This is a genomic window from Pseudomonas sp. F-14 TE3623 (assembly GCF_053629015.1).
Genome location: NZ_JBRJHM010000001.1, coordinates 1,706,911 through 1,730,598, shown reverse-complemented (window position 1 = coordinate 1,730,598; position 23,688 = coordinate 1,706,911). Strand labels below are relative to the sequence as shown.

At 59.2% G+C, this 23,688-nt stretch carries 29 protein-coding genes; 12 read left to right on the top strand and 17 right to left on the bottom strand.

What is annotated here, in order from left to right; all coding sequences use genetic code 11:
* Window positions 1–12 precede the first annotated feature (12 nt).
* Window positions 13–732 (top strand): DUF4198 domain-containing protein, encoded by a 720-nt coding sequence (locus AB7M29_RS07730; protein ID WP_454246632.1) that lies wholly within the window; start codon window positions 13–15, stop codon window positions 730–732.
* Between the two features lie 116 nt (window positions 733–848).
* On the opposite strand, the gene hisC is transcribed toward AB7M29_RS07730, so the two are convergent.
* The 10 genes from hisC to AB7M29_RS07680 form a co-directional block, all read right to left on the bottom strand.
* On the bottom strand, window positions 849–1,901 hold the full coding sequence (gene hisC / locus AB7M29_RS07725) for a histidinol-phosphate transaminase (RefSeq protein WP_454246631.1): 1,053 nt from the start codon (window positions 1,899–1,901) through the stop codon (window positions 849–851).
* Between the two features lie 2 nt (window positions 1,902–1,903).
* Entirely contained in the window at window positions 1,904–3,229 is a 1,326-nt protein-coding gene (hisD, locus tag AB7M29_RS07720) for a histidinol dehydrogenase (RefSeq protein ID WP_007901571.1), read from the bottom strand.
* Window positions 3,230–3,353: 124 nt separating this feature from the next.
* On the bottom strand, window positions 3,354–3,989 hold the full coding sequence (hisG, locus tag AB7M29_RS07715) for an ATP phosphoribosyltransferase (protein WP_007901570.1): 636 nt from the start codon (window positions 3,987–3,989) through the stop codon (window positions 3,354–3,356).
* A 127-nt stretch (window positions 3,990–4,116) separates the two neighbouring features.
* On the bottom strand, window positions 4,117–5,382 hold the full coding sequence (gene murA / locus AB7M29_RS07710) for a UDP-N-acetylglucosamine 1-carboxyvinyltransferase (RefSeq protein ID WP_007901567.1): 1,266 nt from the start codon (window positions 5,380–5,382) through the stop codon (window positions 4,117–4,119).
* Between the two features lie 22 nt (window positions 5,383–5,404).
* Window positions 5,405–5,644, bottom strand: coding sequence for a BolA family protein (locus AB7M29_RS07705; RefSeq protein WP_007912386.1), 240 nt, complete (start codon window positions 5,642–5,644; stop codon window positions 5,405–5,407).
* 114 nt (window positions 5,645–5,758) lie between these two features.
* Window positions 5,759–6,064, bottom strand: coding sequence for an STAS domain-containing protein (locus tag AB7M29_RS07700; protein WP_052965564.1), 306 nt, complete (start codon window positions 6,062–6,064; stop codon window positions 5,759–5,761).
* Window positions 6,061–6,714, bottom strand: coding sequence for an MlaC/ttg2D family ABC transporter substrate-binding protein (locus AB7M29_RS07695; protein WP_052965565.1), 654 nt, complete (start codon window positions 6,712–6,714; stop codon window positions 6,061–6,063). Before AB7M29_RS07695 ends, AB7M29_RS07700 begins: the two co-directional genes overlap by 4 nt.
* Window positions 6,715–6,725: 11 nt before the next feature.
* Complete coding sequence (gene mlaD, locus AB7M29_RS07690) at window positions 6,726–7,193, bottom strand: outer membrane lipid asymmetry maintenance protein MlaD (protein ID WP_008070583.1); 468 nt, start codon at window positions 7,191–7,193, stop codon at window positions 6,726–6,728.
* A complete protein-coding gene (mlaE, locus tag AB7M29_RS07685) occupies window positions 7,193–7,990 on the bottom strand; it encodes a lipid asymmetry maintenance ABC transporter permease subunit MlaE (RefSeq protein WP_052965566.1) in 798 nt (265 codons plus the stop codon). Before mlaE ends, mlaD begins: the two co-directional genes overlap by 1 nt.
* Window positions 7,990–8,799 carry an ATP-binding cassette domain-containing protein gene (locus tag AB7M29_RS07680; RefSeq protein WP_038978972.1) on the bottom strand — a complete coding sequence of 270 codons (810 nt, stop codon included), beginning with the start codon at window positions 8,797–8,799 and terminating at the stop codon, window positions 7,990–7,992. The genes mlaE and AB7M29_RS07680 overlap by 1 nt, the downstream gene beginning before the upstream one ends.
* A gap of 277 nt (window positions 8,800–9,076) precedes the next feature.
* On the opposite strand from AB7M29_RS07680, the gene AB7M29_RS07675 reads away from it, so the two are divergent.
* From AB7M29_RS07675 to AB7M29_RS07630, 10 genes are all read left to right on the top strand, one after another.
* A complete protein-coding gene (locus tag AB7M29_RS07675) occupies window positions 9,077–10,051 on the top strand; it encodes a KpsF/GutQ family sugar-phosphate isomerase (RefSeq protein ID WP_217857648.1) in 975 nt (324 codons plus the stop codon).
* The gene (locus AB7M29_RS07670; protein ID WP_008008625.1) at window positions 10,051–10,575 is read left to right on the top strand and encodes a KdsC family phosphatase; all 525 of its coding nucleotides are present in this window, start codon (window positions 10,051–10,053) and stop codon (window positions 10,573–10,575) included. The genes AB7M29_RS07675 and AB7M29_RS07670 overlap by 1 nt, the downstream gene beginning before the upstream one ends.
* Before the next feature lie 7 nt (window positions 10,576–10,582).
* A complete protein-coding gene (gene lptC / locus AB7M29_RS07665) occupies window positions 10,583–11,155 on the top strand; it encodes an LPS export ABC transporter periplasmic protein LptC (RefSeq protein WP_052965568.1) in 573 nt (190 codons plus the stop codon).
* Complete coding sequence (gene lptA / locus AB7M29_RS07660) at window positions 11,142–11,690, top strand: lipopolysaccharide transport periplasmic protein LptA (RefSeq protein ID WP_052965569.1); 549 nt, start codon at window positions 11,142–11,144, stop codon at window positions 11,688–11,690. The genes lptC and lptA overlap by 14 nt, the downstream gene beginning before the upstream one ends.
* Window positions 11,690–12,415 (top strand): LPS export ABC transporter ATP-binding protein, encoded by a 726-nt coding sequence (lptB, locus tag AB7M29_RS07655; protein WP_030128011.1) that lies wholly within the window; start codon window positions 11,690–11,692, stop codon window positions 12,413–12,415. Before lptA ends, lptB begins: the two co-directional genes overlap by 1 nt.
* Window positions 12,416–12,599: 184 nt before the next feature.
* Window positions 12,600–14,093, top strand: coding sequence for an RNA polymerase factor sigma-54 (locus AB7M29_RS07650; protein WP_032830276.1), 1,494 nt, complete (start codon window positions 12,600–12,602; stop codon window positions 14,091–14,093).
* A 79-nt stretch (window positions 14,094–14,172) separates the two neighbouring features.
* Window positions 14,173–14,481 (top strand): ribosome hibernation-promoting factor, HPF/YfiA family, encoded by a 309-nt coding sequence (gene hpf / locus AB7M29_RS07645; protein WP_003178005.1) that lies wholly within the window; start codon window positions 14,173–14,175, stop codon window positions 14,479–14,481.
* A gap of 12 nt (window positions 14,482–14,493) precedes the next feature.
* Window positions 14,494–14,958, top strand: coding sequence for a PTS IIA-like nitrogen regulatory protein PtsN (ptsN, locus tag AB7M29_RS07640; RefSeq protein ID WP_007901530.1), 465 nt, complete (start codon window positions 14,494–14,496; stop codon window positions 14,956–14,958).
* 2 nt (window positions 14,959–14,960) lie between these two features.
* The gene (gene rapZ / locus AB7M29_RS07635; protein ID WP_123498993.1) at window positions 14,961–15,818 is read left to right on the top strand and encodes an RNase adapter RapZ; all 858 of its coding nucleotides are present in this window, start codon (window positions 14,961–14,963) and stop codon (window positions 15,816–15,818) included.
* Between the two features lie 15 nt (window positions 15,819–15,833).
* The gene (locus AB7M29_RS07630) at window positions 15,834–16,109 is read left to right on the top strand and encodes an HPr family phosphocarrier protein (RefSeq protein WP_217857646.1); all 276 of its coding nucleotides are present in this window, start codon (window positions 15,834–15,836) and stop codon (window positions 16,107–16,109) included.
* Window positions 16,110–16,193: 84 nt separating this feature from the next.
* Here AB7M29_RS07630 and AB7M29_RS07625 read toward each other — a convergent pair whose 3' ends face one another.
* The 6 genes from AB7M29_RS07625 to pmbA form a co-directional block, all read right to left on the bottom strand.
* Window positions 16,194–17,087 (bottom strand): ZIP family metal transporter, encoded by an 894-nt coding sequence (locus AB7M29_RS07625; RefSeq protein WP_217857645.1) that lies wholly within the window; start codon window positions 17,085–17,087, stop codon window positions 16,194–16,196.
* Window positions 17,088–17,089: 2 nt separating this feature from the next.
* A complete protein-coding gene (locus AB7M29_RS07620) occupies window positions 17,090–17,722 on the bottom strand; it encodes a superoxide dismutase (protein ID WP_454246630.1) in 633 nt (210 codons plus the stop codon).
* A 1-nt stretch (window position 17,723) separates the two neighbouring features.
* The gene (locus AB7M29_RS07615; protein WP_217857643.1) at window positions 17,724–18,164 is read right to left on the bottom strand and encodes a hypothetical protein; all 441 of its coding nucleotides are present in this window, start codon (window positions 18,162–18,164) and stop codon (window positions 17,724–17,726) included.
* A 27-nt stretch (window positions 18,165–18,191) separates the two neighbouring features.
* The gene (locus tag AB7M29_RS07610) at window positions 18,192–19,568 is read right to left on the bottom strand and encodes a class II fumarate hydratase (protein WP_454246629.1); all 1,377 of its coding nucleotides are present in this window, start codon (window positions 19,566–19,568) and stop codon (window positions 18,192–18,194) included.
* Complete coding sequence (locus AB7M29_RS07605) at window positions 19,561–19,956, bottom strand: hypothetical protein (RefSeq protein ID WP_030128017.1); 396 nt, start codon at window positions 19,954–19,956, stop codon at window positions 19,561–19,563. The genes AB7M29_RS07610 and AB7M29_RS07605 overlap by 8 nt, the downstream gene beginning before the upstream one ends.
* Before the next feature lie 244 nt (window positions 19,957–20,200).
* The gene (gene pmbA, locus AB7M29_RS07600) at window positions 20,201–21,547 is read right to left on the bottom strand and encodes a metalloprotease PmbA (RefSeq protein WP_217857640.1); all 1,347 of its coding nucleotides are present in this window, start codon (window positions 21,545–21,547) and stop codon (window positions 20,201–20,203) included.
* Between the two features lie 108 nt (window positions 21,548–21,655).
* Here pmbA and yjgA point away from each other — a divergent pair, with 108 nt between their 5' ends.
* Entirely contained in the window at window positions 21,656–22,180 is a 525-nt protein-coding gene (yjgA, locus tag AB7M29_RS07595) for a ribosome biogenesis factor YjgA (protein WP_007901505.1), read from the top strand.
* A 60-nt stretch (window positions 22,181–22,240) separates the two neighbouring features.
* Here yjgA and tldD read toward each other — a convergent pair whose 3' ends face one another.
* Window positions 22,241–23,683: a metalloprotease TldD gene (gene tldD / locus AB7M29_RS07590; protein WP_052965578.1), complete on the bottom strand. Its 1,443-nt coding sequence runs from the start codon at window positions 23,681–23,683 to the stop codon at window positions 22,241–22,243.
* Window positions 23,684–23,688: the final 5 nt, after the last annotated feature.

The following is a 23,688-nucleotide window of genomic DNA, read 5'->3' as shown; positions in this document are numbered from 1 at the left end:
AGGACGTCCACCATGCAACACGGCAAAACCCTTCTGCTCATCGCGGCCCTCTTCGCCACTCAAGCTTCGGCCCATGGCCTCTGGACCGAACAACGTCGCGGCAACATCGAAGTCATCTACGGCCATGGCGCCGAAGACAACGCTTTCAAGGCGCAGAAAATCAGCGGCGCGTGGGCCTATGACGTAGCCGGAAAAATGATCCCGGTTAATGTGCAACGCCTGGCCGACCACGCCCGCCTGCAGCCGTTGAAACCACCGGCAGTGATGGCCGTGGCGCTGAACAATGGCATGTGGTCGCAAACGGCGGATAAAAAATGGATCAACGAAGGACGCAGCAAAGTACCGGGGGCCATTGAGTCGACTCAGACCTTCAAGTACAGCCTGGCGATATACCAGCCGGGGGCGAAGTTGCCGAAGCTCGATCAGATGAAATTGCTGATTCTGCCGGAGGTTGATCCGCTCACCGTGGGACCGGGCAAATCGTTGCCGGTTCGAGTGCTATTGGACGGTAAGCCTGCGGCGGGTGTGAAGCTGGTGGGCGACTATCGCAGCGCGCCGAATACGTTAAGCACCGAGACCGACGCAGAGGGTCGGGCGCAAGTATTGGTGCGTAATGAAGGGTTGAATGTGATTGCGGCGCAGATGGAGATTCCGCTGAAGAACAACCCGGATGTGGCGACGCGCGGGCTGTTCACGTCGCTGACCTTCCTGGGCGAACTGCATCACGAGTAACCCACAAAACCTTGTGGGAGCGAGCCTGCTCGCGATAGCGGTTTTGCATTCAACATCAATGCTGAATGTTATGGCCTCATCGCGAGCAGGCTCGCTCCCACAGGATCGGGGAAGCCTTACAGGTCGCCGAGGCCGTCGATCAGTGCCTGATTCTGCTCCGCCGCGCCGATGGAAATACGCAGGAACTGGGCAATCCGCTCTTGCTTGAAGTGCCGAACGATCACGCCCTGTTCGCGCAACTTCGCCGCCAGCCCTGCCGCATCGTGCTTCGGGTGACGGGCGAAAATGAAGTTTGCTGCCGACGGCAACACCTCAAACCCCTTCGCTTCCAGCTGCGCGACTACCTTCTCGCGACTCTCGATGACCAACCGGCAGGTCTTGTCGAAATATTCGCGATCCTCGAACGCCGCCGCAGCCCCCACAATCGCCAGACGATCCAGCGGGTAGGAGTTGAAGCTGTTCTTGATCCTCTCCAGCGCCTCGATCAGGTCCGGATGCCCCACCGCCAGACCCACCCGCAGGCCCGCCAGCGAACGGGACTTGGACAGGGTCTGGGTCACCAACAGGTTCGGATAACGATCCACCAGCGTGATCGCCGTTTCACCGCCGAAATCAATGTAAGCCTCATCCACCACGACCACCGAGTCCGGGCTGGCCTTGAGGATTTGCTCAACCGCGTCCAGCGCCAACAGGCAACCGGTCGGCGCGTTCGGGTTGGGGAAAATGATCCCGCCGTTCGGCTTGGCGTAGTCCGCCGGGTTGATCTGGAACTGTTCATCCAGCGGCACCGCGTCGAATGCAATGCCGTACAACCCGCAGTAAACCGGGTAGAAGCTGTAGCTGATGTCCGGGAACAACACCGGCTGATCGTGTTGCAGCAAACCGTGGAAAATGTGCGCCAGCACTTCATCGGAACCGTTGCCGAGGAACACCTGATTGCCCTGCACGCCGTAGTACTTGGCAACCGCCTGCTTGAGCAGGTCGCTGTTCGGGTCCGGGTACAGACGCAGGTTGTCGTTCAGTTCGGTCTGCATCGCGGCCAACGCTTTGGGCGATGGACCGTACGGGTTTTCGTTGGTGTTGAGTTTCACCAATTTAGCCAGCTTCGGCTGTTCGCCCGGCACGTAAGGCACCAGGCTCTTGACGAAGGGACTCCAGAATTTACTCATGCTCAGTTGCCCTTCTTATCGTCAACGATGCGGTATTCAGCGCTACGGGCGTGAGCGGTCAGCGACTCGCCACGGGCCAGCACGGAAGCGGTTTTACCCAGTTCGGAGGCACCCTGCTCGGAGCAGAAGATGATCGACGAGCGCTTCTGGAAGTCGTAAACCCCCAGTGGCGAAGAGAAGCGCGCGGTACCGGACGTCGGTAACACGTGGTTTGGACCTGCGCAATAGTCGCCCAGGGCTTCGGACGTGTGGCGGCCCATAAAAATCGCGCCGGCGTGGCGGATCTGCGGCAACCAGGCCTGGGGATCGGCGACCGACAACTCCAGGTGTTCCGGCGCAATGCGGTTGGCCACTTCAATGGCTTGTTCCATGTCGCGAACCTTGATCAGCGCACCGCGACCATTGATCGAAGTTTCGATGATTTCGGCGCGCTCCATCGTCGGCAGCAGTTTGGCGATGCTCGCAGCAACCTTGTCGAGGAACTCGGCGTCCGGGCTGACCAGAATCGCTTGGGCGTCTTCATCGTGCTCGGCCTGGGAGAACAGGTCCATGGCAATCCAGTCCGGATCGGTCTGACCGTCACACACCACGAGGATCTCCGACGGCCCGGCGATCATGTCGATGCCGACCTGACCGAACACGTGGCGCTTGGCGGTGGCGACATAGATATTGCCCGGGCCAACAACCTTATCGACCTTCGGCACGCTTTCGGTGCCGTAGGCCAACGCGGCAACTGCCTGAGCGCCGCCGATGGTGAACACCCGGTCAACGCCGGCAATGCAGGCCGCCGCTAGCACCAGTTCGTTGATTTCGCCGCGAGGGGTTGGCACGACCATGACCACTTCGGTCACGCCGGCAACCTTGGCTGGAATTGCGTTCATCAGCACCGAGGACGGGTACGACGCCTTGCCACCCGGCACATACAGACCGGCGCGATCCAGCGGCGTGACCTTCTGGCCCAGCACGGTGCCGTCGGCTTCGGTGTAGCTCCAGGAATCCTGTTTCTGTTTTTCGTGATAGCTGCGCACGCGGGCCGCGGCTTTTTCCAGCGCTTCGCGCTGAGGCACGGTGATGCGGGTCAATGCCAGTTCCAGGCGTTCGCGCGGCAGGATCAGGTCTGCCATCGAGGCGACTTGCAGGCCGTCGAATTTCTGGGTGAATTCCACCAGCGCCGCGTCGCCACGCTCGCGCACAGCCTTGATGATGTCCAGCACCCGCTGATTGACCGAGTCGTCAGACACACTTTCCCAGCTCAGCAGATGATCCAGATGATGTGCGAAATCCGGGTCAGCAGCGTTGAGTCGGCGAATTGCAGTCGGTGCGGTCATAGCGAGAGCCTCATAGGATTGGCAAAAACTCAGGCGCCCGAAGCTAACATTCGATCCGCTTGGGCACCTGAGAATTCTGGCTATGAGGCGGATAGACGGCGCGACTCAAGGTCGCGCAGGTAAATCAGCCGCGGTGTCGAGACTCCACTGCCTTGCGCAGGGTGTCGATCAACGCCTGGATACGGGCGTGTTGCATTTTCATCGAAGCTTTGTTGACGATCAGCCGCGAGCTGATGTCGGCAATGAAATCCTGGGGTTCCAGGCCATTGGCACGCAGGGTGTTACCGGTGTCGACCACGTCGATGATCTTGTCCGCCAGACCAATCAGCGGCGCCAGCTCCATCGAGCCGTAGAGCTTGATGATGTCGACCTGACGGCCCTGCTCGGCGTAGTAACGCTTGGCGACGTTGACGAATTTGGTCGCCACCCGCAGACGGCCCTTGGGCTCGACATCGCCGACACGGCCGGCGGTCATCAGCTTGCAGAGGGCAATTCGCAGATCCAGAGGCTCGTACAGACCCTGGCCGCCATATTCCATCAGCACATCTTTACCGGCGACGCCGAGGTCCGCAGCACCATGCTCGACGTAAGTCGGCACATCGGTGGCGCGCACGATCAGCAGGCGCACATCGGCCTGGGTCGTGGGGATGATCAGCTTGCGGCTCTTGTCCGGATTCTCGGTCGGCACGATGCCCGCTTCAGCCAGAAGCGGCAGGGTGTCGTCAAGGATGCGGCCCTTGGACAGTGCGATGGTCAACATGGGAAACGTCAGTCCTTATCAAGGTACTCATGCCCGGTCGCAAACGGCGCCGGACATACATCGAGGCCATTACAGCCCCGACTTGAACGAAATCAACAGGCGCGTCCCTGCGCCCATGCAGCAGAAACTAGCCCGGTACGCGGCGGATTTTCGCGCCGAGCATCTGCAGTTTCTCTTCGATGCACTCGTAACCACGGTCGATGTGGTAGATGCGGTCGATCAGGGTATCGCCTTCGGCGATCAGCGCCGAGATCACCAGGCTGGCCGAAGCACGCAGGTCGGTGGCCATTACTGGCGCGCCCTTGAGCTTTTCGATGCCGGTGACGATGGCGGTGTTGCCTTCGACCTGGATATGAGCGCCCATGCGGTGCAGTTCGTATACGTGCATGAAGCGGTTTTCGAAGATCGTCTCGATCACCGCACCAGTGCCTTCGGCAATGGCGTTGAGGGAGATGAACTGCGCCTGCATGTCGGTCGGGAACGCCGGGTATGGAGCGGTCCGCACGTTAACGGCTTTTGGCCGCTTGCCGTGCATGTTCAGCTCGATCCAGTCTTCGCCGCAGGTGATTTCAGCACCCGATTCGCGGAGCTTTTCCAGAACGGCTTCGAGGATGGTCGGATCAGTGTCCTTGACCTTCACACGCCCGCCAGTTACCGCTGCCGCCACCAGGTAGGTGCCGGTCTCGATACGGTCAGGCATCACCTTGTAAGTGGTCGGGTGCAGACGCTCGACGCCATCGATGGTGATGGTGTCGGTGCCGGCGCCAGTGATCTTGGCGCCCATGGCGTTCAGGAAGTTCGCCAGGTCGATGACCTCAGGCTCGCGAGCGGCGTTTGCCAGCACGCTGCGGCCCTTGGCCAGAGCGGCCGCCATCATGATGTTCTCGGTACCGGTCACGCTGACGGTGTCGAAGAAGAAGTGTGCACCGCGCAGGCCACCCTCAGGGGCCTTGGCCTTGATGTAGCCGCCTTCGACGTCGATAACCGCGCCCATGGCTTCGAGGCCACGGATGTGCAGGTCGACCGGCCGCGAACCGATGGCGCAACCGCCAGGCAGTGCAACTTCGGCTTCGCCGAAACGGGCAACCATCGGGCCCAGCACCAGGATCGAGGCACGCATGGTTTTCACCAGTTCGTACGGCGCGATCAGGGTCTTGATGGTGCGCGGGTCGATTTCGACACTGAGCTTCTCGTCGATCACCGGCTCAATGCCCATGCGACCGAACAGCTCGATCATGGTGGTGATGTCGTGCAGGTGCGGCAGGTTGGCAACGGTAACCGGGCCATCGCACAGCAGGGTTGCAGCCAGGATCGGCAGGGCAGAGTTCTTTGCCCCGGAGATGCGGATTTCGCCATCAAGACGAACGCCACCGGTAATAATCAATTTATCCATAAGAATCTCGACGCCCTTGGGCTCAGGTGCGCTCGGCCCAGGCCGCGCTGCTGAAAAATTTCATAGTGACCGCATGGATGCTGCCATCGGTGATCCATGGGTTCAAATGGGCATAGATCTGCTGCTGACGCTTCACCGGGCTCAACGCCGCCAGTTCATCGCTAATCACGTTCAGCTGAAAGTTGCAGCCTTCGCCCTCAACTTCTACCAGCGTTCCGGGCAACTTTCCTTCAAGGAAGCTCTTCACTTCTACGGCCTGCATGCTCAACCTCAATCGGCGCCCTGTGCGCGCGGGTCGGACATCATACAAAAAAGCCCCGCGCCTGCGAACCCCGCGAAGCAGGACTCTGACGGGGGGCTTCTTTATAGATGCGGTTCAGGGTTGCGCCAACAGCTCGGTCAGTTCACTGACCTGAGCGATTTCGCGCATGTCTTCGGGCATCGCACGAACGCTCAAGGCCTTGCCGGCCGCCTGAGCATCGCGCATGAAGCACAGCAGCAGCGACAAGCCGACGCTGCTGGACTTCTCCACTGCGGAGCAATCGACCACCAGCGCAGCCGCGTTACTGGACTTGATCAGTGCCTGCCCCTGCTTGCGCAGGTTCGGGCCTGTGCGGTAATCCAGCACGCCACTGAGCAGCAGCTCGCCGGATTCGCTCATGCGAATGGCCGACTCACTCATTGGGTTTGGGTCTCGGTAGATTTTTCCGTGGCTTCCTTGGCTTTGGCGACTTCCCCGGCCCAACCGTTGATGGTTTTGTCCAGATCGTTGCCATTGCGCTGCATCGCATCAGCGAACTGATCGCGGAACAGCTTGCCGATATTGATGCCATTGATGATCACGTTGCGCAGCTTCCACTCGCCATTGATCTTTTCGAGTGTGTAAGACACAGGATAGATTGCGCCGCTGCTGCCTTTGACCGTCATGCCAACGCTGGTACGGTCTCCCGACTCATCCTTGGCAGGATCGACGACAATGCCCTGGTTGTCGTACTCAAGCAAAGCATTGCCATAGAACTGGAACAGGCCTTTTTTGAAGTTCTCGACAAACTTCTGCATCTGCTCGGGGGTGGCCTTGCGTGAATACTTGACCGTCATGATGCTCTTGGAAATACCTTCGGCATCCACCACAGGACCGACGATGGTATTCAGCGCCGTATAAAAGTCCTGCGGGTCCTGCTTGTACTTTTCTTTGTTGGCGGCAAGATCCGCCAACAACCGGGTGGTGGTGTCCTGTACCAGATCGTGCGCGGAAGGCCCCGCCACGGCGTTAGCCATCAACGGCAAGGCCGCGAGAATCACCAACAGGCCACGTCGCAAGATAGAGATCATTCAAAAGCTCCTCATTTGGCGTCTTTGCTAACGGTATTGAGCAGAAATTTACCGATCAGGTCCTCGAGCACCAGTGACGACTGCGTGTCGTGGATGGTTCCACCCTCCTTGAGCAGGGTTTCCTCCCCGCCCACACTGATACCGATGTATTTCTCACCCAACAGGCCAGCGGTCAGGATAGATGCAGTGGAGTCAGTCGGTAGATTATCTACGCGCTTTTCCAGTTGCATGGTCACCCGACCGGTGAAGCTGTCGCGGTCCAGATCGATCGCCGTGACCTTGCCGATGGTCACACCGGCCATGGTCACTTTAGCTCTGACCGTCAAACCGGCGATATTGTCGAAATACGCATAAAGTTTATAAGTATCGGTGCTCGCCGTCGGAGCCAGGCCACTGACCCGCAGGGCCAACAGCAGCAAAGCCAGGATGCCAGCCAGCAAGAAAAGGCCGACACCGATTTCCAGGGTGCGGTTTTGCATCAGAAATCTCCAAACATCAAGGCGGTCAAAATAAAGTCCAGGCCGAGTACAGCCAAAGAGGCATACACCACGGTCTTGGTAGTGGCACGACTGATCCCCTCGGAAGTGGGCTCACAGTCATAGCCTTGGAATACGGCGATCCAGGTCACGACGAAGGCAAAAACGATGCTTTTGATAATGCCGTTGAGCACATCGTCGACAAACGTCACGCTGTTTTGCATGTTCGACCAGTAGGAGCCTTCATAGACACCCAGCCAGTCGACGGCCACCCACGAACCGCCCCAGATACCCACCACGCTGAAAATCATCGTCAGCACCGGCAGGGAAATGAAGCCGGCCCACAGGCGCGGGGCAATGATGTACTTGAGCGGGTCGACCCCGATCATTTCCAGGCTGGACAATTGCTCGGTGGATTTCATGTTGCCGATTTCGGCGGTCAGCGCCGAACCTGCGCGCCCGGCGAACAACAAGGCCGTGACCACCGGGCCCAGTTCACGCAACAGCGTCAGCGCAACCATCTGCCCGACTGCCTGCTCCGAACCGTAACTGGACAGAATGTTAAAGCCCTGCAGCGCCAGCACCATGCCGATGAATACCCCGGAGACCACGATGATCACCAGGGACATCACGCCCACCGAATGCAGTTGCTTGACCAGCAGGCCAAAACCGCCGCCGATGCCGCCACGACCGAGCAAGGCATGAAACAGGAACAGCGCCGAACGCCCGAATACCGCCAGCACATCGATGCCGGCGAAGCCGAAGCGGCGTACTCTTTCTATTAATGAAATCTTGCGCATTAGCGCTTCCCCAGAAGATCTGCGCGGTAATCCGGCGCTGGAAAGTGGTATGCGACCGGGCCGTCGGGTTCGCCAGTCAAGAATTGACGAATACGTGGCTCATCCGATTTCATCAAATCCTTGGGTGTGCCCTGGCCCAACACTTGCCCGTCGCCCACCACAATGAGGTGGTCAGCGATGCTCGCGGTCTCGGCCAGATCGTGGGAGACCACGATGCTGGTGATGCCCAGCGCATCGTTGAGCAGGCGGATCAGGCGCACCAGCACGCCCATGGCGATCGGGTCCTGGCCGACGAAAGGCTCGTCGTACATAAGGATTCGCGGATCGAGCGCAATTGCCCGGGCCAGCGCGACGCGACGCTTCATGCCGCCGGACAATTCGTCAGGCATCAGGTCGATGGCGCCACGCAAGCCCACGGCCTGCAATTTGAGCAAGACAATGTCGCGGATCATTTCTTCCGGCAGTTCGGTATGAACACGCAGCGGAAAGGCAACGTTCTCGAACACATCAAGATCGGTAAACAACGCGCCGCTCTGAAACAACACACCCATGTGCTTGCGCGCATCGAACAGATCGCTGCGCGACAACGTCGGCAGGTTCTGGCCGTTGACCCAGACTTCGCCGCTGGTAGGACGCAATTGTGCGCCTATCAACCGCAGCAGCGTGGTCTTGCCACACCCGGAAGGCCCCATGATGCCGGTGACCTTGCCGCGCGGTATGCGGATATCGACGTTATTGAAAATGCTGCGCGTACCGCGCTTGAAGGTCAGTCCCTTCAGCTCGACCGCGTAGGCGTTATCGGCACTCATCTAAACTCCTTGCGATGCAGCCTCTCACTCGGACGCCTGGCTTTCTGGCGAAAGCACATACCTCCCCGGGCAGGCCGAACTGGCGGCGAACTATATCACTGCAAAGCTCAAGCGCCCAAGGCCCAAGCCGGGCATGTTCAGCAACATGACCTCCTGAAATCATCTATTTAGAGAGGATTGGGTAACAAGGAATGACAAACCACGACGAACTAGCGTGAGGGTTTTGTTCATTACCGTTATAATCGCCGCCTTTTCATCAGGCTATTCGATTTCCGACATGAACCAATCCAGCGACCTGATTCAATCCGCACAACGCACCATCCGCCTCGAACTGGAAGCCGTACAAGGCTTGCTACCCCATATCGATGCGGATTTCGTACGTGCTTGCGAGATGATTCTGGCCAGCAAAGGCCGTGTGGTCGTGGTCGGCATGGGCAAATCGGGGCACATCGGCAACAAGATTGCCGCCACCCTCGCCAGCACCGGCACCACGGCTTTCTTCGTGCACCCGGCCGAGGCCAGCCATGGCGATATGGGCATGATCACCCGTGACGACATTATTCTGGCGCTGTCGAACTCCGGGTCCACCAATGAAATCGTCACCTTGCTGCCGCTGATCAAGCGCCAGGGCATTCAGATGATCAGCCTGACCGGCAACCCCGAGTCGCCGCTGGCCAAGGCTGCGGAAGTCAACCTCAATGTAAGCGTCGAACACGAAGCCTGTCCGCTGAATCTGGCGCCCACCTCGTCGACCACCGCGGCACTGGTCATGGGCGACGCTCTCGCCGTTGCCTTGCTTGAAGCTCGCGGTTTTACCGCTGAAGATTTCGCTTTTTCCCACCCGGGTGGCGCCCTTGGTCGGCGCTTGTTGCTGAAAGTGGAAAATGTCATGCATGCCGGCACCGAATTACCGCAAGTCATGTGCGGCACGCTGCTCAAGGATGCCTTGATGGAAATGACCCGCAAGGGGTTGGGCATGACCGTTGTACTGAGCACAGATGGAAAGCTCGCCGGGATCTTCACCGACGGCGATCTGCGCCGCACTCTGGACCGCACCATTGATATCCACAGCACGACCATTGATGAAGTGATGACCGCCCACGGCAAGACCGCCCGCGCCGAGATGCTCGCCGCCGAGGCGCTGAAAATCATGGAAGACCACAAGATCAGCGCACTGGTAGTGGTCGACAGCGAAGACCGCCCGGTCGGTGCCTTGAACATGCACGATTTGCTGCGTGCGGGAGTAATGTAATGAGCACGGACCTGCTGCAACGCGGCAAACAGATCAAACTGGCGGTATTCGACGTCGACGGCGTACTGACCGATGGGCGCCTGTACTTCCTCGAAGACGGCAGCGAATTCAAGACTTTCAACACCCTCGACGGCCAGGGCATCAAGATGTTGATGGCAGCCGGCGTGCAGACCGCTATCATCAGCGGCCGCAAGACCCCTGTGGTTGAACGGCGTGCAAAGAACCTCGGTATTCCACACCTTTATCAAGGTCGCGAAGACAAACTGGTGGTGCTCGACGAACTTCTTGCCCAGCTCAACCTGAGCTATGAACAAGTGGCCTACCTTGGCGACGACCTGCCAGACCTGCCGGTGATTCGCCGTGTCGGCCTGGGCATGGCGGTGGCCAGCGCTGCCAGTTTCGTGCGCGAACACGCCCACGGCATCACCCAGGCCCGTGGTGGCGAAGGTGCTGCTCGCGAATTCTGCGAATTGATCCTGCGCGCCCAGGGCCGCCTCGATGCGGCCAACGCCGCGTACCTGTGAGCCCATCATGCTGAGCAAAAAGATTCGTAACATCCTGATGTTCGGTTGCATCGCAGCGATTTTTGCAGCGGTCGGCTACTGGAACATCAGCCCGGAACGCTTCCTCGACAAACCGGTGGTGAAGGTCGATGAAAGCGCGATCGACTATTACGCCATCAACGCCCATAGCGTGCAGTACCTGCCCGACGGCAAACTGCAATACGAAATGACGTCGGACAAGGTCGAGCACCTGAAAGCGACCGAAGTGACGTTGCTGACCAATCCTGACCTGAACATGTTCCGTGGCACCGAATTCCCCTGGCACGTCCAGAGCGAACGCGGCGAAGTCAACCCGGACGGCACTCAGGTCGAGCTGATTGACTCGGTACGTATCACGCGTTTCGATGAAAAAAACCGCAAAACCCTGATTACCACCACCCGTATGACAGTGTTCCCGCAGCAGCAATATGCGCAGACCGATCAACCCGTTAGAATCGACGGCGCTGGCGGTGTATCGACAGGCAACGGAATGAAAGCGTACTTGAAAGAAAGCAGGATACACCTGCTATCGAACGTAAGAGGACAGTATGAGGCTCGTTAAAACTCTCCCTATTTTGCTCAGTCTGGGCGCAGCACTGGGAAGCGTGAGCGCCTGGGCTCTGCCGAACGATCAAGAGCAGCCTATCCGCATTCAGGCCGACGATGCCCAACTGGACGACAAGAATGGCGTTGCCACTTATAAAGGCGATGTAATCATTACGCAGGGCTCGATGAAGGTCACCGGTAACACCGTGACCATCACCCGCACCCCGGCCGGCGACATCGACGTGGTGACTTCGGTGGGCAACCTCGCCTACTTCGAGCAACTGCAAACGGCGGGCGACACCAAGCCTGTTCAGGGTTACGGAGTGACAATTCAGTACCACGCCTCGCAAAACCGCGTCGTGCTGATCGATCGCGCCAAAGTCATCGACAAAGACAACAACGTCACCCAAGGCGAGAAAATCGTCTACGACACAGTCAAAAAGCTTGCGAGTGCCGGTCGTGCCACGGGTAACAAGGTTACCGAGGAGCGTCCTCGCATCGACATGGTGATCCAGCCGAAGAAGAAAACCGACGAGCAAAAGGCCCAGTAATGGCAACTCTGAAAGCTCAGCATCTGGCCAAGAGCTACAAGAGCCGTCAGGTCGTGCGCGACGTCAGCCTGTCCATTGACAGCGGTCAGATCGTCGGCCTGCTTGGCCCTAACGGCGCCGGTAAAACCACCTGCTTCTACATGATTGTCGGCTTGGTACAGGCCGATCAGGGCCGTGTACTGATCGATGACCTGGACGTCAGCCACCAGCCGATGCACGGTCGTGCGAAGGCGGGTATCGGCTATCTTCCGCAAGAAGCGTCGATCTTCCGCAAACTGTCGGTGGCCGACAACATCATGGCCATCCTCGAGACTCGCAAGGAACTCGACAAGGCCGGTCGTCGCCAAGAGCTGGAAAGCCTGCTGCAGGAATTTCACATCCACCACATCCGCGACAACCTCGGCATGAGCCTGTCCGGTGGTGAACGCCGCCGCGTGGAAATCGCCCGGGCACTGGCCACCAATCCGAAATTCATCCTCCTAGACGAACCCTTCGCCGGTGTGGACCCGATTTCGGTGGGCGACATCAAGCAGATCATTCATCATCTCAAGGCCAAAGGCATTGGTGTGCTGATCACGGACCACAACGTCCGTGAAACCCTGGATATCTGCGAAACCGCCTACATCGTCAACGATGGTCAACTGATCGCTGAAGGTGACTCCGCCACCATCCTAGCCAATGAACTGGTCAAGGAAGTGTATCTGGGTCATGAGTTCCGCCTGTAAGCACTCAGGTGCCCGGGTCGCCGAGAGAGCGCTCACTTCAATAAAAAATCAATAACTTTTTATTGTTACAGCGCTCTAGGCAAACACTTCAGTTTCGGGCATATAATTTGCTTATGTTTGGCGCTTCGGCGCCCTGTAGTGGATGGCGCATGTGCGCCGGCGAATAAGGTGTTAAGCCCCTGCCATGAAACCATCGCTAGTCTTGAGAATGGGCCAGCAGCTGACGATGACACCGCAGCTGCAACAGGCCATCCGCCTGCTCCAATTGTCGACCCTGGACCTGCAACAGGAAATCCAGGAGGCCCTGGAGTCCAATCCGATGCTCGAACGCCAGGAAGAAGGCGACGACTTCGATAACGCAGACCCCTTGGCCGATAGCGCCGAACAGAAACCCAACGCCGACATTCAGGAACCCTCCTACCAGGAAACCGCCCCGACGGTGGATAACCTCGAGGAAGGCGACTGGAACGAACGAATTCCCAACGAGTTGCCCGTCGACACGGCCTGGGAGGACGTCTACCAGACCAGCGCCAGCAGCCTGCCGAGCAATGATGATGACGAGTGGGATTTCACCACCCGCACATCAGTCGGTGAAAGCCTGCAAAGCCATTTGCTCTGGCAGCTGAACCTGGCACCGATGTCCGACACCGATCGTCTGATCGCCGTAACCCTGATCGACTGCATCAACAATCAGGGCTACCTGGACGAAACCCTCGAGGAAATCCTCGAAGCGTTCGACCCGGAACTGGACATCGAACTGGACGAAATCGAAGCCGTCCTGCACCGCATTCAACAATTCGAACCCGCTGGCATCGGCGCCCGCAACCTCGGTGAATGCCTGCTGCTGCAACTGCGCCAGCTGTCCGCCAAGACCCCTTGGCTGGCCGAGGCCAAGCGTTTGGTCACCGATTACATCGACCTGCTCGGCAGCCGCGACTACAGCCAGCTGATGCGCCGCATGAAGCTCAAGGAAGATGAGCTGCGCCAGGTCATCGAATTGGTCCAGAGCCTCAACCCACGCCCGGGCTCACAGATCGAGTCCACTGAAGCCGAATACGTCGTTCCCGACGTGATTGTGCGCAAGGACAACGAGCGCTGGCTGGTGGAGCTGAATCAGGAATCTGTGCCACGCCTGCGGGTCAATGCCCAATACGCCGGCTTCGTGCGCCGCGCTGATACCAGCGCTGACAACACCTTCATGCGTAACCAGCTGCAGGAAGCTCGCTGGTTCATCAAGAGCCTGCAAAGCCGCAATGAAACCCTGATGAAAGTCGCCACCCAGATCGTCGAGCATCAGCGCGGCTTTCTTGAATACGGTGACGAAGCCATGAAGCCGTTGGTACTGCATGACATCGCCGAAGCGGTGGGTATGCATGAATCGACGATTTCACGGGTGACCACACAAAAATTCATGCATACCCCACGGGGCATCTATGAACTGAAATACTTTTTTTCCAGCCACGTCAGTACCTCCGAAGGCGGTGAATGCTCGTCCACAGCGATCCGCGCGATCATCAAAAAACTGGTTGCTGCGGAAAATCAGAAAAAGCCGTTGAGTGACAGCAAGATCGCTGGTTTACTGGAGGCACAAGGCATTCAGGTAGCCCGTCGCACCGTCGCCAAGTACCGCGAATCCCTGGGGATCGCGCCTTCCAGCGAACGGAAGCGGTTGATGTAGCCGCCGGGCTCGCCACAGCGTTCCAGTGGCAGGCATTTCTGCCTGCCGCTTTATGCACTGGCAACGAAGGAGAAGCTGTATGCAAGTCAACATCAGTGGACACCAACTGGAAGTGACCGAACCCCTGCGCACCTACATCGGCGAAAAACTCGACCGATTGGAGAGGCATTTCGACAAGATCACCAATGTGCAAGTCACGATGAACGTCGAAAAACTGCTGCAGAAGATCGAAGCCACGCTGCATATTCCCGGCGGAGAAGTGGTCGCCAATGCCGAGCATACGGACATGTATGCCGCCATCGACCTGCTGACCGACAAGCTGGATCGCCAACTCAAAAAGCATAAGGAAAAGACCCAGAGCCTCCTCCAGGGCGCGACCGGTCGTTAACACCCCCAATCCATGATCCGACTAGAAACCATCCTGACCCCCGGCCGTTCCCAAGTGAACGCGCCGGGTGGCAGTAAAAAGAAAGCCCTCGAGCAAATTGCCAACCTTATCCACCGCGAAGTACCGGATCTGGAAATGCAGGACGTCTTCGAGGCCCTGATTGCCCGTGAGAAACTCGGTTCTACCGGTTTCGGCAACGGCATCGCCATCCCCCATTGCCGGCTCAAAGGCTGCACCTCGCCAATCAGTGCGCTGCTGCACCTGGAAGCCCCTATCGATTTCGACGCCATCGACGGTGCCCCGGTTGACCTGCTGTTTGTGCTGCTGGTCCCGGAAGCTGCCACCGATGCACACCTGGAATTGCTCCGCCAGATCGCCAGCATGCTGGATCGCAAGGAAGTGCGTGAAAAACTGCGCAGCGCCCCGAGCAATGAAGCCTTGTATCAGGTTGTCCTGGACGAGCAGAACGGTCACTAATCATGCGCCTGATCATCGTCAGCGGCCGCTCCGGCTCAGGTAAAAGTACCGCCCTCGATGTGCTCGAGGACAACGGCTATTACTGCATCGACAACCTGCCTGCCGGCTTGCTGCCGGAGCTGGCCGAACGCGCGCTGATTCATACTGAACTGGCACAACCGCTGGTGGCCGTGTCTATCGATGCGCGTAACTTGCCGAGCCACCTGTCACGGTTTCCCGAATTGCTGGAAGAGGTCCGCAGCCGGCATATCCAGTGCGATGTGCTGTACCTGGACGCCGACGAAGAAACCTTGCTCAAACGCTTTTCGGAAACTCGCCGTCGTCACCCGCTGAGCAGCGCCAATCGCTCATTGGCGGAGGCGATTCAGGACGAGACCAATCTGCTGGGGCCTATCGCCGATCTGGCCGACCTCAAGGTCAACACCACCAATCTGAACCTGTATCAGCTACGCGATACCATCAAGCTGCGCCTGCTGAATCAGCCGGAGCCTGGTACTGCGTTCCTGGTGGAATCTTTCGGGTTCAAGCGTGGCATGCCGGTGGACGCCGATCTGGTGTTCGACGTGCGCTGCCTGCCCAACCCTTACTGGAAGCCGGAGCTACGGGCACAGTCCGGGCTCGATCAACCGGTGGCCGAGTACCTGGCGGCACAGCCTGACGTCGAAGAGATGTTCCAGGACATTTCCTCGTACCTGCTCAAGTGGCTGCCCCGCTTTGCCGCCAGCAACCGCGCCTATGTCACCATTGCCATTGGCTGCACTGGCGGGCATCACCGCTCTGTCTACCTGACCGAACGTCTGGGTCAGGTCCTGCAAAAAACCCTGAAGAACGTCCAGGTCCGCCACCGCGACCTCAGCTAAAGGATTCACATCGCGATGCCTGCTCTGGAAATCGAAATCATCAACAAGCTGGGCCTGCATGCCCGCGCGTCTGCAAAATTCGTTGGGGTCGCCGGTGAGTTCAAGGATTGCACGATCAGGGTAGGACGCACTCCGGAATCCACGGTCGATGGCAAAAGCATCATGGCAATGATGATGCTCGCTGCGGGCAAGGGCACCAAAATCCACCTGATCACCGAAGGCGAACAAGCGCAGGAAGCGCTGAATGCGCTAACAGACTTGATCAACCGTTACTTCGACGAAGGCGAATGAACATCAAAAGATCGCAGCCTTCGGCAGCTCCTACATGGGATTGCGGACATCTGTAGGAGCTGCCGAAGGCTGCGATCTTTTTTCTCAAGCCAACGCGGTATCCATCACCATCATCAGACAAAACCCGATCAGCAGCCCAAGGCTTGCCAGTTTGTCGTGACCATGGCGGCGCGATTCGGGAATGACTTCGTGAGTCACCACCAGCAACATCGCACCGGCCGCCAGTGCCAGCCCCAAAGGCAACAGCAGTTCGGCCAGGCTCACCAGCCAGGCGCACAACAATGCGAAGACCGGCTCGACCAACCCTGACGCAGCACCGATCAGGAACGCCTTCACCCGCGACATCCCTGCTCCGGCCAACACCAACGCAATCACCAGCCCTTCCGGCACATCCTGCAAAGCTATGCCCATGGCCAGGCTGTCGGCGTCAGGCATGCCACCGCCGGCCGAGACGCCGACCGCCATGCCTTCGGGGATGTTGTGGGCGATGATGGCAAACACAAACAACCAGATCCGCGGTGGAATCACCGATCGCTCCAGTGTCCCCACGAGCATTTCAGGCGTAGCGCCGGACACCTTGCGATCCACCAGAAACAATCCGAATGCACCCAGCATGATGCCGAAGCTGATCAGGCCGCTGGCCGCCCAAGGGGTCAGGCCGAGGTTTCCGGCCGCGGCAATGCCCGGCACGATCAGCGAAAACGCCGTCGCCGCGAGCATTACCCCGGCCCCGAAACCGAGCAATATGTCGCTGACTACCTGAGGCATCTGCCGAATCACCAGCACCGGCACCGCGCCCAAAGCGGTGCCCAAGGCGCAAATCGCCCCACCTTGCAGGGCGCGCTGCAGTTTCGGTTCGAGGTCCAGCCAGCTCAGCCCTTGAGCAGCCAATAACGTCATGCCCGCCAGCAGTAACAGCGATCCCAGTGCGTAACGAAACATTCGTCCACTTCCGACCGCCAGTGTTTCAGTACCCATAGTCAGCCCTGGATTGTTTTATAGAGACTTAGCGCAGCCTGATAACGCGCGGCGACTTCGGGCCAATTGATCACGTTGTAGAACGCATTGATGTATTCCGGACGGCGATTCTGATAGAGCAGGTAATAAGCATGTTCCCAGACGTCCAGGCCGAGAATCGGCGTATTGCCGTTCATCAATGGGCTGTCCTGGTTGCCGCTGCTTTCAACGATCAAGGTCTTTTGCGGCGTCACGCTCAACCAGGCCCAACCGCTGCCGAAACGGGTCAGCGCAGCTTTGGTGAAGGCCTCCTTGAAGTTGTCGAGACCACCCAGCTGCTCATCGATAGCCTTGGCCAGTGCACCTTCAGGCTGGCCACCGCCGTTGGGCGCCATGACTTCCCAGAACAACGAATGGTTGGCATGCCCACCGCCCTGATTGATCACCGCCGCACGAAGTTTTTCCGGCAATTGCTGGACAGCCGCCACCAGTTTTTCCACCGGCCATTCAGCAAACTCAGTGCCTTCGACTGCAGCGTTGAGGTTGTTGATGTAGGTCTGGTGGTGTTTGGTGTAGTGGATTTCCATGGTCTGCGCATCGATGTGCGGTTCCAGGGCGTCGTAGGCGTACGGCAAGGCAGGCAGGGTAAAAGCCATTTCAATGAACTCCATGTTGTAGGGGCGCAGGCTGATGCGAGGACGAAGCGGTGCCGGTGCGCAGCAAACGGTGGGTGCGTGGATACTCGCCGTGATCGCTGATGAAATTCAGCAGCTCGACATAGGTTTTGCTGCTCTGGCGCAGCGCAGCTTCGCGCAAGGCCGGCGCCAGTCGCGGGTCCTGCATGGTCTGCAACAGTCGTTGATGGATCGCGCACAAGTATTCGGCGCTCTCCTCCGGCTGGTTCAGACGCAAGTGCAGGTCCGCCAGGTTGTGGTGGGAAATCACGCAAGCCGCCACCGCTTCGTCGGCATCCGCCCAGCGCTCGAATAACACCAGGGCCAGGGCCAATGCCTGCAAATAAGCCTCGCGGGCATCGACCAGTTCGCCCAGCATGAAACAGCGATTTGCTCTTTCGATCGTGCGTTTCCAGTGCTCCATGGTGAGCCTCCAAAGCGGTAGCAGTGATTACACGCCGCCTGCGGTGAGCTTCTCTGGGTTGAGCAATGCTTCCAGTTGGCTGCGCGTCAGTTCGGTGTGTTCCAGGGCGACATCGATTACCGGCCGGCCCTGCTGATAAGCCTTCTTGGCAATTTCAGCGGCTTTTTGGTAACCAATGATCGGGTTGAGCGCGGTGACCAGAATCGGATTGCGCGACAGTGCTTCCTTGAGCCGGGCCTCGTTGACCTTGAAGCTGGCGATAGCCTTGTCGCCCAGCAGGCGGCTGACGTTGGCCAGCAACTCGATACTGCTCAGCAGGTTCTGGGCGATGATCGGCAACATGACGTTCAACTCGAAATTGCCCGACTGGCCGGCGACGGTGATCACCGTGTCGTTGCCGATCACTTGAGCGGCGACCATCGCGGTTGCTTCCGGGATCACCGGATTGACCTTGCCGGGCATGATCGACGAGCCGGGCTGCAAGGCTTCGAGTTCGATTTCACCGAGCCCGGCCAACGGGCCGGAATTCATCCAGCGCAGGTCATTGGCGATTTTCATCAAGGAAACCGCTGTGGCTTTGAGCTGCCCTGAAACGCTGACCGCCGTGTCCTGCGAGCCGATTAGCGCAAACAGGTCCTTGCCCGGGGTGAACTGCACCTCAGTCAGTTGGCTCAGTTGCTGGCTGAACCGCGCCGCAAACTCCGGATGGGCATTGATTCCGGTGCCCACCGCCGTGCCGCCCTGGGCCAGGGATTGCAGGCTTGGCAGCAGATCCTGCAAATGACCGATGTTGGCCTTGAGCTGCTGCGCCCAACCATTGAGCACCTGACTCATGCGCACGGGCATGGCGTCCATCAAATGGGTACGCCCGGTTTTTACGAACGGATGAACCTGCTCGGCCTTGTGTTCGATCACCTGCACCAGATGCACCAGCGCCGGCAGCAACTGCTCATGCAAGCTCAATGCGGCACTGACATGGATGGTGGTCGGGATGATGTCGTTGCTGCTTTGGCCACAATTGACGTGATCGTTGGGATTCACCGGCTCGCCCAACAAGCGGCTGGCCAGAGTGGCGATCACTTCGTTGGCGTTCATGTTGGAGCTGGTGCCAGAACCGGTCTGGAAGATATCCACCGGAAAGTGCTGCATGAAGTCGCCCTCAAGCAGACCTTGAGCCGCGTCAACGATGGCCTTGCCCTGAGACTCGCTGATCTGTTTGAGCTCGACGTTGGCTCGGGCGGCCGCAGCCTTGGCCAGAATCAGCGCCCGAATGAACTGCACGGGCATCGGTTTGCCGCTGATCGGGAAGTTATCCACCGCGCGCTGGGTTTGCGCGCCATACAAGGCATCTGCCGGGACCTGTAACTCGCCCATGCTGTCGCGTTCGATACGTGTGTTACTCATCGGGAGATCCTTGCACCAGTTCTATGAGAGGGATGGAGGGTTGCAACTCGCAGGTCGCCAGTTGCCACGCGTAGCTTTGCCAGCGCTTGAGGCGGCAGCCGCAGAGTGATTGACGTTCGAGATCGCGCAACGGCCGCCAAGCCTGGTCAAGACACAGGCTGCGCCAGTGCCAGGGCAGCGCGACATCGGCGGCGGTGTCGAGCAGCAAGCGGAAAGAGGTTTCGGCGATGGTCCAGGGAGAGGTGGCCGTGCAACACGCCAGATACCGGCCTTCGGCCAGGTAATGTTCAATCAGGCGCGGCTCGTCAGGGTCCATGGCGCAACGGATCTGGCGACTCATCCAGCGCCAGCTTTCGAGGTAAGGCTGCTCGTGCAAGGCAGAACTCATGATCCGGGCTCATTCGGTAATGAGATTTATTATTAGATGATAATGAGAACCAAAACAAGACATCCAACACAAACCGATCATTGTGGGAGCGAGCCTGCTCGCGATGGCGGCCTGATATTCAAAATTGATGTCGGCTGAGACACCGCCTTCGCGAGCAGGCTCGCTTCCACAAGGGACGGTGCACGGCCCAATAAAAAAGCGCGCCACCCAATTGGGAGGCGCGCCTTTTTTGTGCGGTCGGAGGTTAGCTACCCGCCACTGTCATACGCTCGATCAACACCGAACCGGTGCGAATGTTGCTGCGCAATTCCAGGTCATTACCGACTGCAATGATCTGCTTGAACATGTCGCGCATGTTGCCGGCGATGGTCACTTCCTGGACCGCGAACTGGATTTCGCCGTTCTCGACCCAGAAACCCGCCGCGCCACGGGAGTAATCGCCCGTGACCATGTTCAGGCCCTGCCCCATCAGTTCCGTGACCAACAGGCCGCGGCCCATGCGGCGCAGCAAGGCGGCCTGATCTTCATCGCCATGGGTGACGAACAGGTTGTGCACGCCGCCGGCGTTGGCGGTGCTCGGCATGCCCAGCTTGCGGCCGGAGTAGGTGCCGAGTATGTAGGACACCAACTCGCCCTTCTCCACGAACGGTTTGGCGTAGGTCGCCAGGCCATCGCCATCGAAGGCCGAACTGCCCAGGGCGCGCATCAGGTGCGGACGTTCATCGATGGTCAACCATTCCGGGAACAGCTTCTGCCCCAGCGTGCCTTCGAGGAACGAGGACTTGCGATACAGACTGCCGCCGGAGATCGCCGACAGAAAACTGCCGAACAAGCCACCGGCCAATTCTGCCGAAAACAGCACCGGCACTTCGCAGGTCGGCACCGGACGCGCGCCCAGACGGCTCGCCGCCCGTTGCGCGGCACGTTGGCCGATGCTCTGCGCAGAGGCCAGCAAATTGCCCTGACGGTTCACGTCATACCAGTAATCGCGCTGCATCTGGCCATCGGCTTCGGCGATCATCACGCAACTGAGGCTGTGACGAGTCGACGCGTATCCGCCGATAAAACCATGGCTGTTGCCGTAAACCCGGCAGCCCTGGTGAGTGTTGAGGGTGGTGCCGTCGGCATTCTTGATCCGGCTGTCGGTGGCAAACGCCGCCGCTTCACAGGCCAAGGCCTGCTCGATGGCTTGCTCCGGGGTAATATCCCATTGATGGAACAGGTCGAAATCCTGCAGATCCTTGGCCATCAACGCGGCATCCGCCAAGCCCGAGGCTTCGTCTTCGGAGGTGTGCTTGGCAATGGCCAGCGCGGCGGCGACGGTTTCGCGAATCGCGTCCGAACCACTGGCCGAGGTACTGGCCGAGCCTTTGCGCTGCCCCACATACAAGGTGATGCCAAAGCCCTGATCGCGATTGAACTCAACGGTTTCGACTTCCCGCTGACGCACCGTGGTCGACAAGCCCTGCTCCAGCGACACGGCCACTTCACAGGCACTGGCGCCCTGGCGCTTGGCTTCAGCGATGATCTGCTCGACTTGTTCTTGCAGTGCCGGCAACGCTTGTGGGCCGACGCTTTCAACTGCACTCATGCTGTTCTCCACTCAAATTCTGCTTTCGGCTAGGGCCTTCGAGCGACCGGGCCGGACAAGCGGCCCCCGACTGGTTATCATGGCGGCGTTTCTTTGCGGACGGCCACCATGGTTGATTCTTACGACGACTCCCTCGATACGGGAGAAAAAAGCAAATCCCAGGTTAAACGCGAGCTTCATGCTCTGGTTGACCTTGGCGAGCGCCTTACAACACTCAAGCCTGACTTGCTGGCAAAACTGCCGTTGACCGACGCTATGCGCCGGGCCCTGGCTGATGCGCCCAAGCACACCGCGAATATCGCGCGTAAACGGCACCTTATGTTCATCGGCAAACTGATGCGCGATCAGGACACTGACGCCATTCTGACTCTGCTCGATCAACTGGATGCCTCCACTCGGCAGTACAACGAACGTTTCCATGGCCTGGAACGCTGGCGCGATCGCTTGATCGCGGGCGACGATGCAGTCCTGGAGAAGTTCGTGCTCGACTACCCGGAAGCTGATCGTCAGCAATTGCGCTCCCTGATCCGTCAGGCCCAGCACGAACTGGCGACCAACAAGCCACCGGCCTCGAGCCGTAAAATCTTCAAGTACATCCGTGAGCTGGACGAGACTCAACGCGGTCTGCGTTAAGTCCCGAATCGGGTGAGTTGCCTCGCAACTCACCCGAAGCTTCACTTTTTCAAGCGTCCCTTACGATCCTGTGCCACCCACAGTGATCGCATCAATTTTCAGCGTTGGCTGGCCGACACCCACCGGCACCGACTGCCCATCCTTGCCACACGTTCCCACACCGCTGTCCAGCGCCAGATCGTTACCGACCATCGACACCTTGCTCATGGCTTCCGGCCCGTTGCCGATCAACGTCGCGCCTTTGACCGGGGCAGTAATCTTGCCGTCTTCGATCAGGTAGGCCTCGCTGGTGGAGAAAACGAACTTGCCGCTGGTGATGTCCACCTGACCGCCGCCGAGGTTGGCGCAGTAGATACCCTTTTTCACCGAGGCGATGATTTCCGCCGGGTCGCTTTCGCCACCGAGCATGTAAGTGTTGGTCATGCGCGGCATCGGCAGGTGCGCGTAGGATTCGCGACGACCGTTGCCGGTGCGGGCTACGCCCATCAGGCGCGCGTTGAGCTTGTCCTGCATATAACCTTTGAGCACGCCGTTTTCGATCAGCGTGGTGCACTCGGTCGGCGTGCCTTCGTCATCGACGCTCAGCGAACCACGACGCCCGGCAAGGGTGCCGTCATCGACGATGGTGCAGAGCTTCGAGGCAACCATCTCGCCCATGCGCCCGCTGTAGGCCGAACTGCCCTTGCGGTTGAAATCGCCTTCCAGACCATGGCCGACGGCTTCGTGCAGCAACACGCCGGACCAACCCGAACCCAACACCACCGGCAACGTACCGGCCGGAGCCGGGATCGCTTCCAGATTCACCAGCGCCTGACGCAACGCTTCGCGGGCATAGCCCATGGCGCGGTCATCGCTGAGGAAATAGCGGTAATCGGTACGACCGCCGCCGCCATGACCACCGCGCTCACGACGGCCATTCTGCTCGACGATCACGCTAACGTTGAAACGCACCAGCGGCCGCACATCCGCCGCCAGCCCGCCATCGGTGGAAGCAATCAAAATCCGTTCCCAGACCCCTGCCATGCTCACGGTGACCTGCTGGATACGCGGGTCGAGGGCGCGAGTCGCCACATCAATGCGCTTGAGCAGCTCGACTTTCTCGGCACGGGTCATCACTTCCAGCGGGTTATCCGGCCCGTACAATTGGGCGACATCCTGGGTGGTGAACGCTTGCACAGTGCCGTTCTGCCCGGCCCGGGAGATCGAACGGGCCGCACGGGCCGCCGCGCCCAGCGCTTCGAGGGTGATTGCATTGCTGTAGGCGAAACCGGTTTTTTCGCCCGATTGCGCACGCACGCCGACACCTTGGTCGAGGTTGAAGCTGCCTTCCTTGACGATCCCGTCTTCCAGCGCCCAGGATTCGGAAATCTGCCCCTGGAAATACAGGTCGGCGGCATCGATGCCCGGGCCGGCCAGATCGCCGAGCACACCTTGCAGGCTCTCGATCGTTACGCCGCCGGGCGCCAGGAGGTGTTCACTGACGGAGGACAACAACTCGCTCATATGCT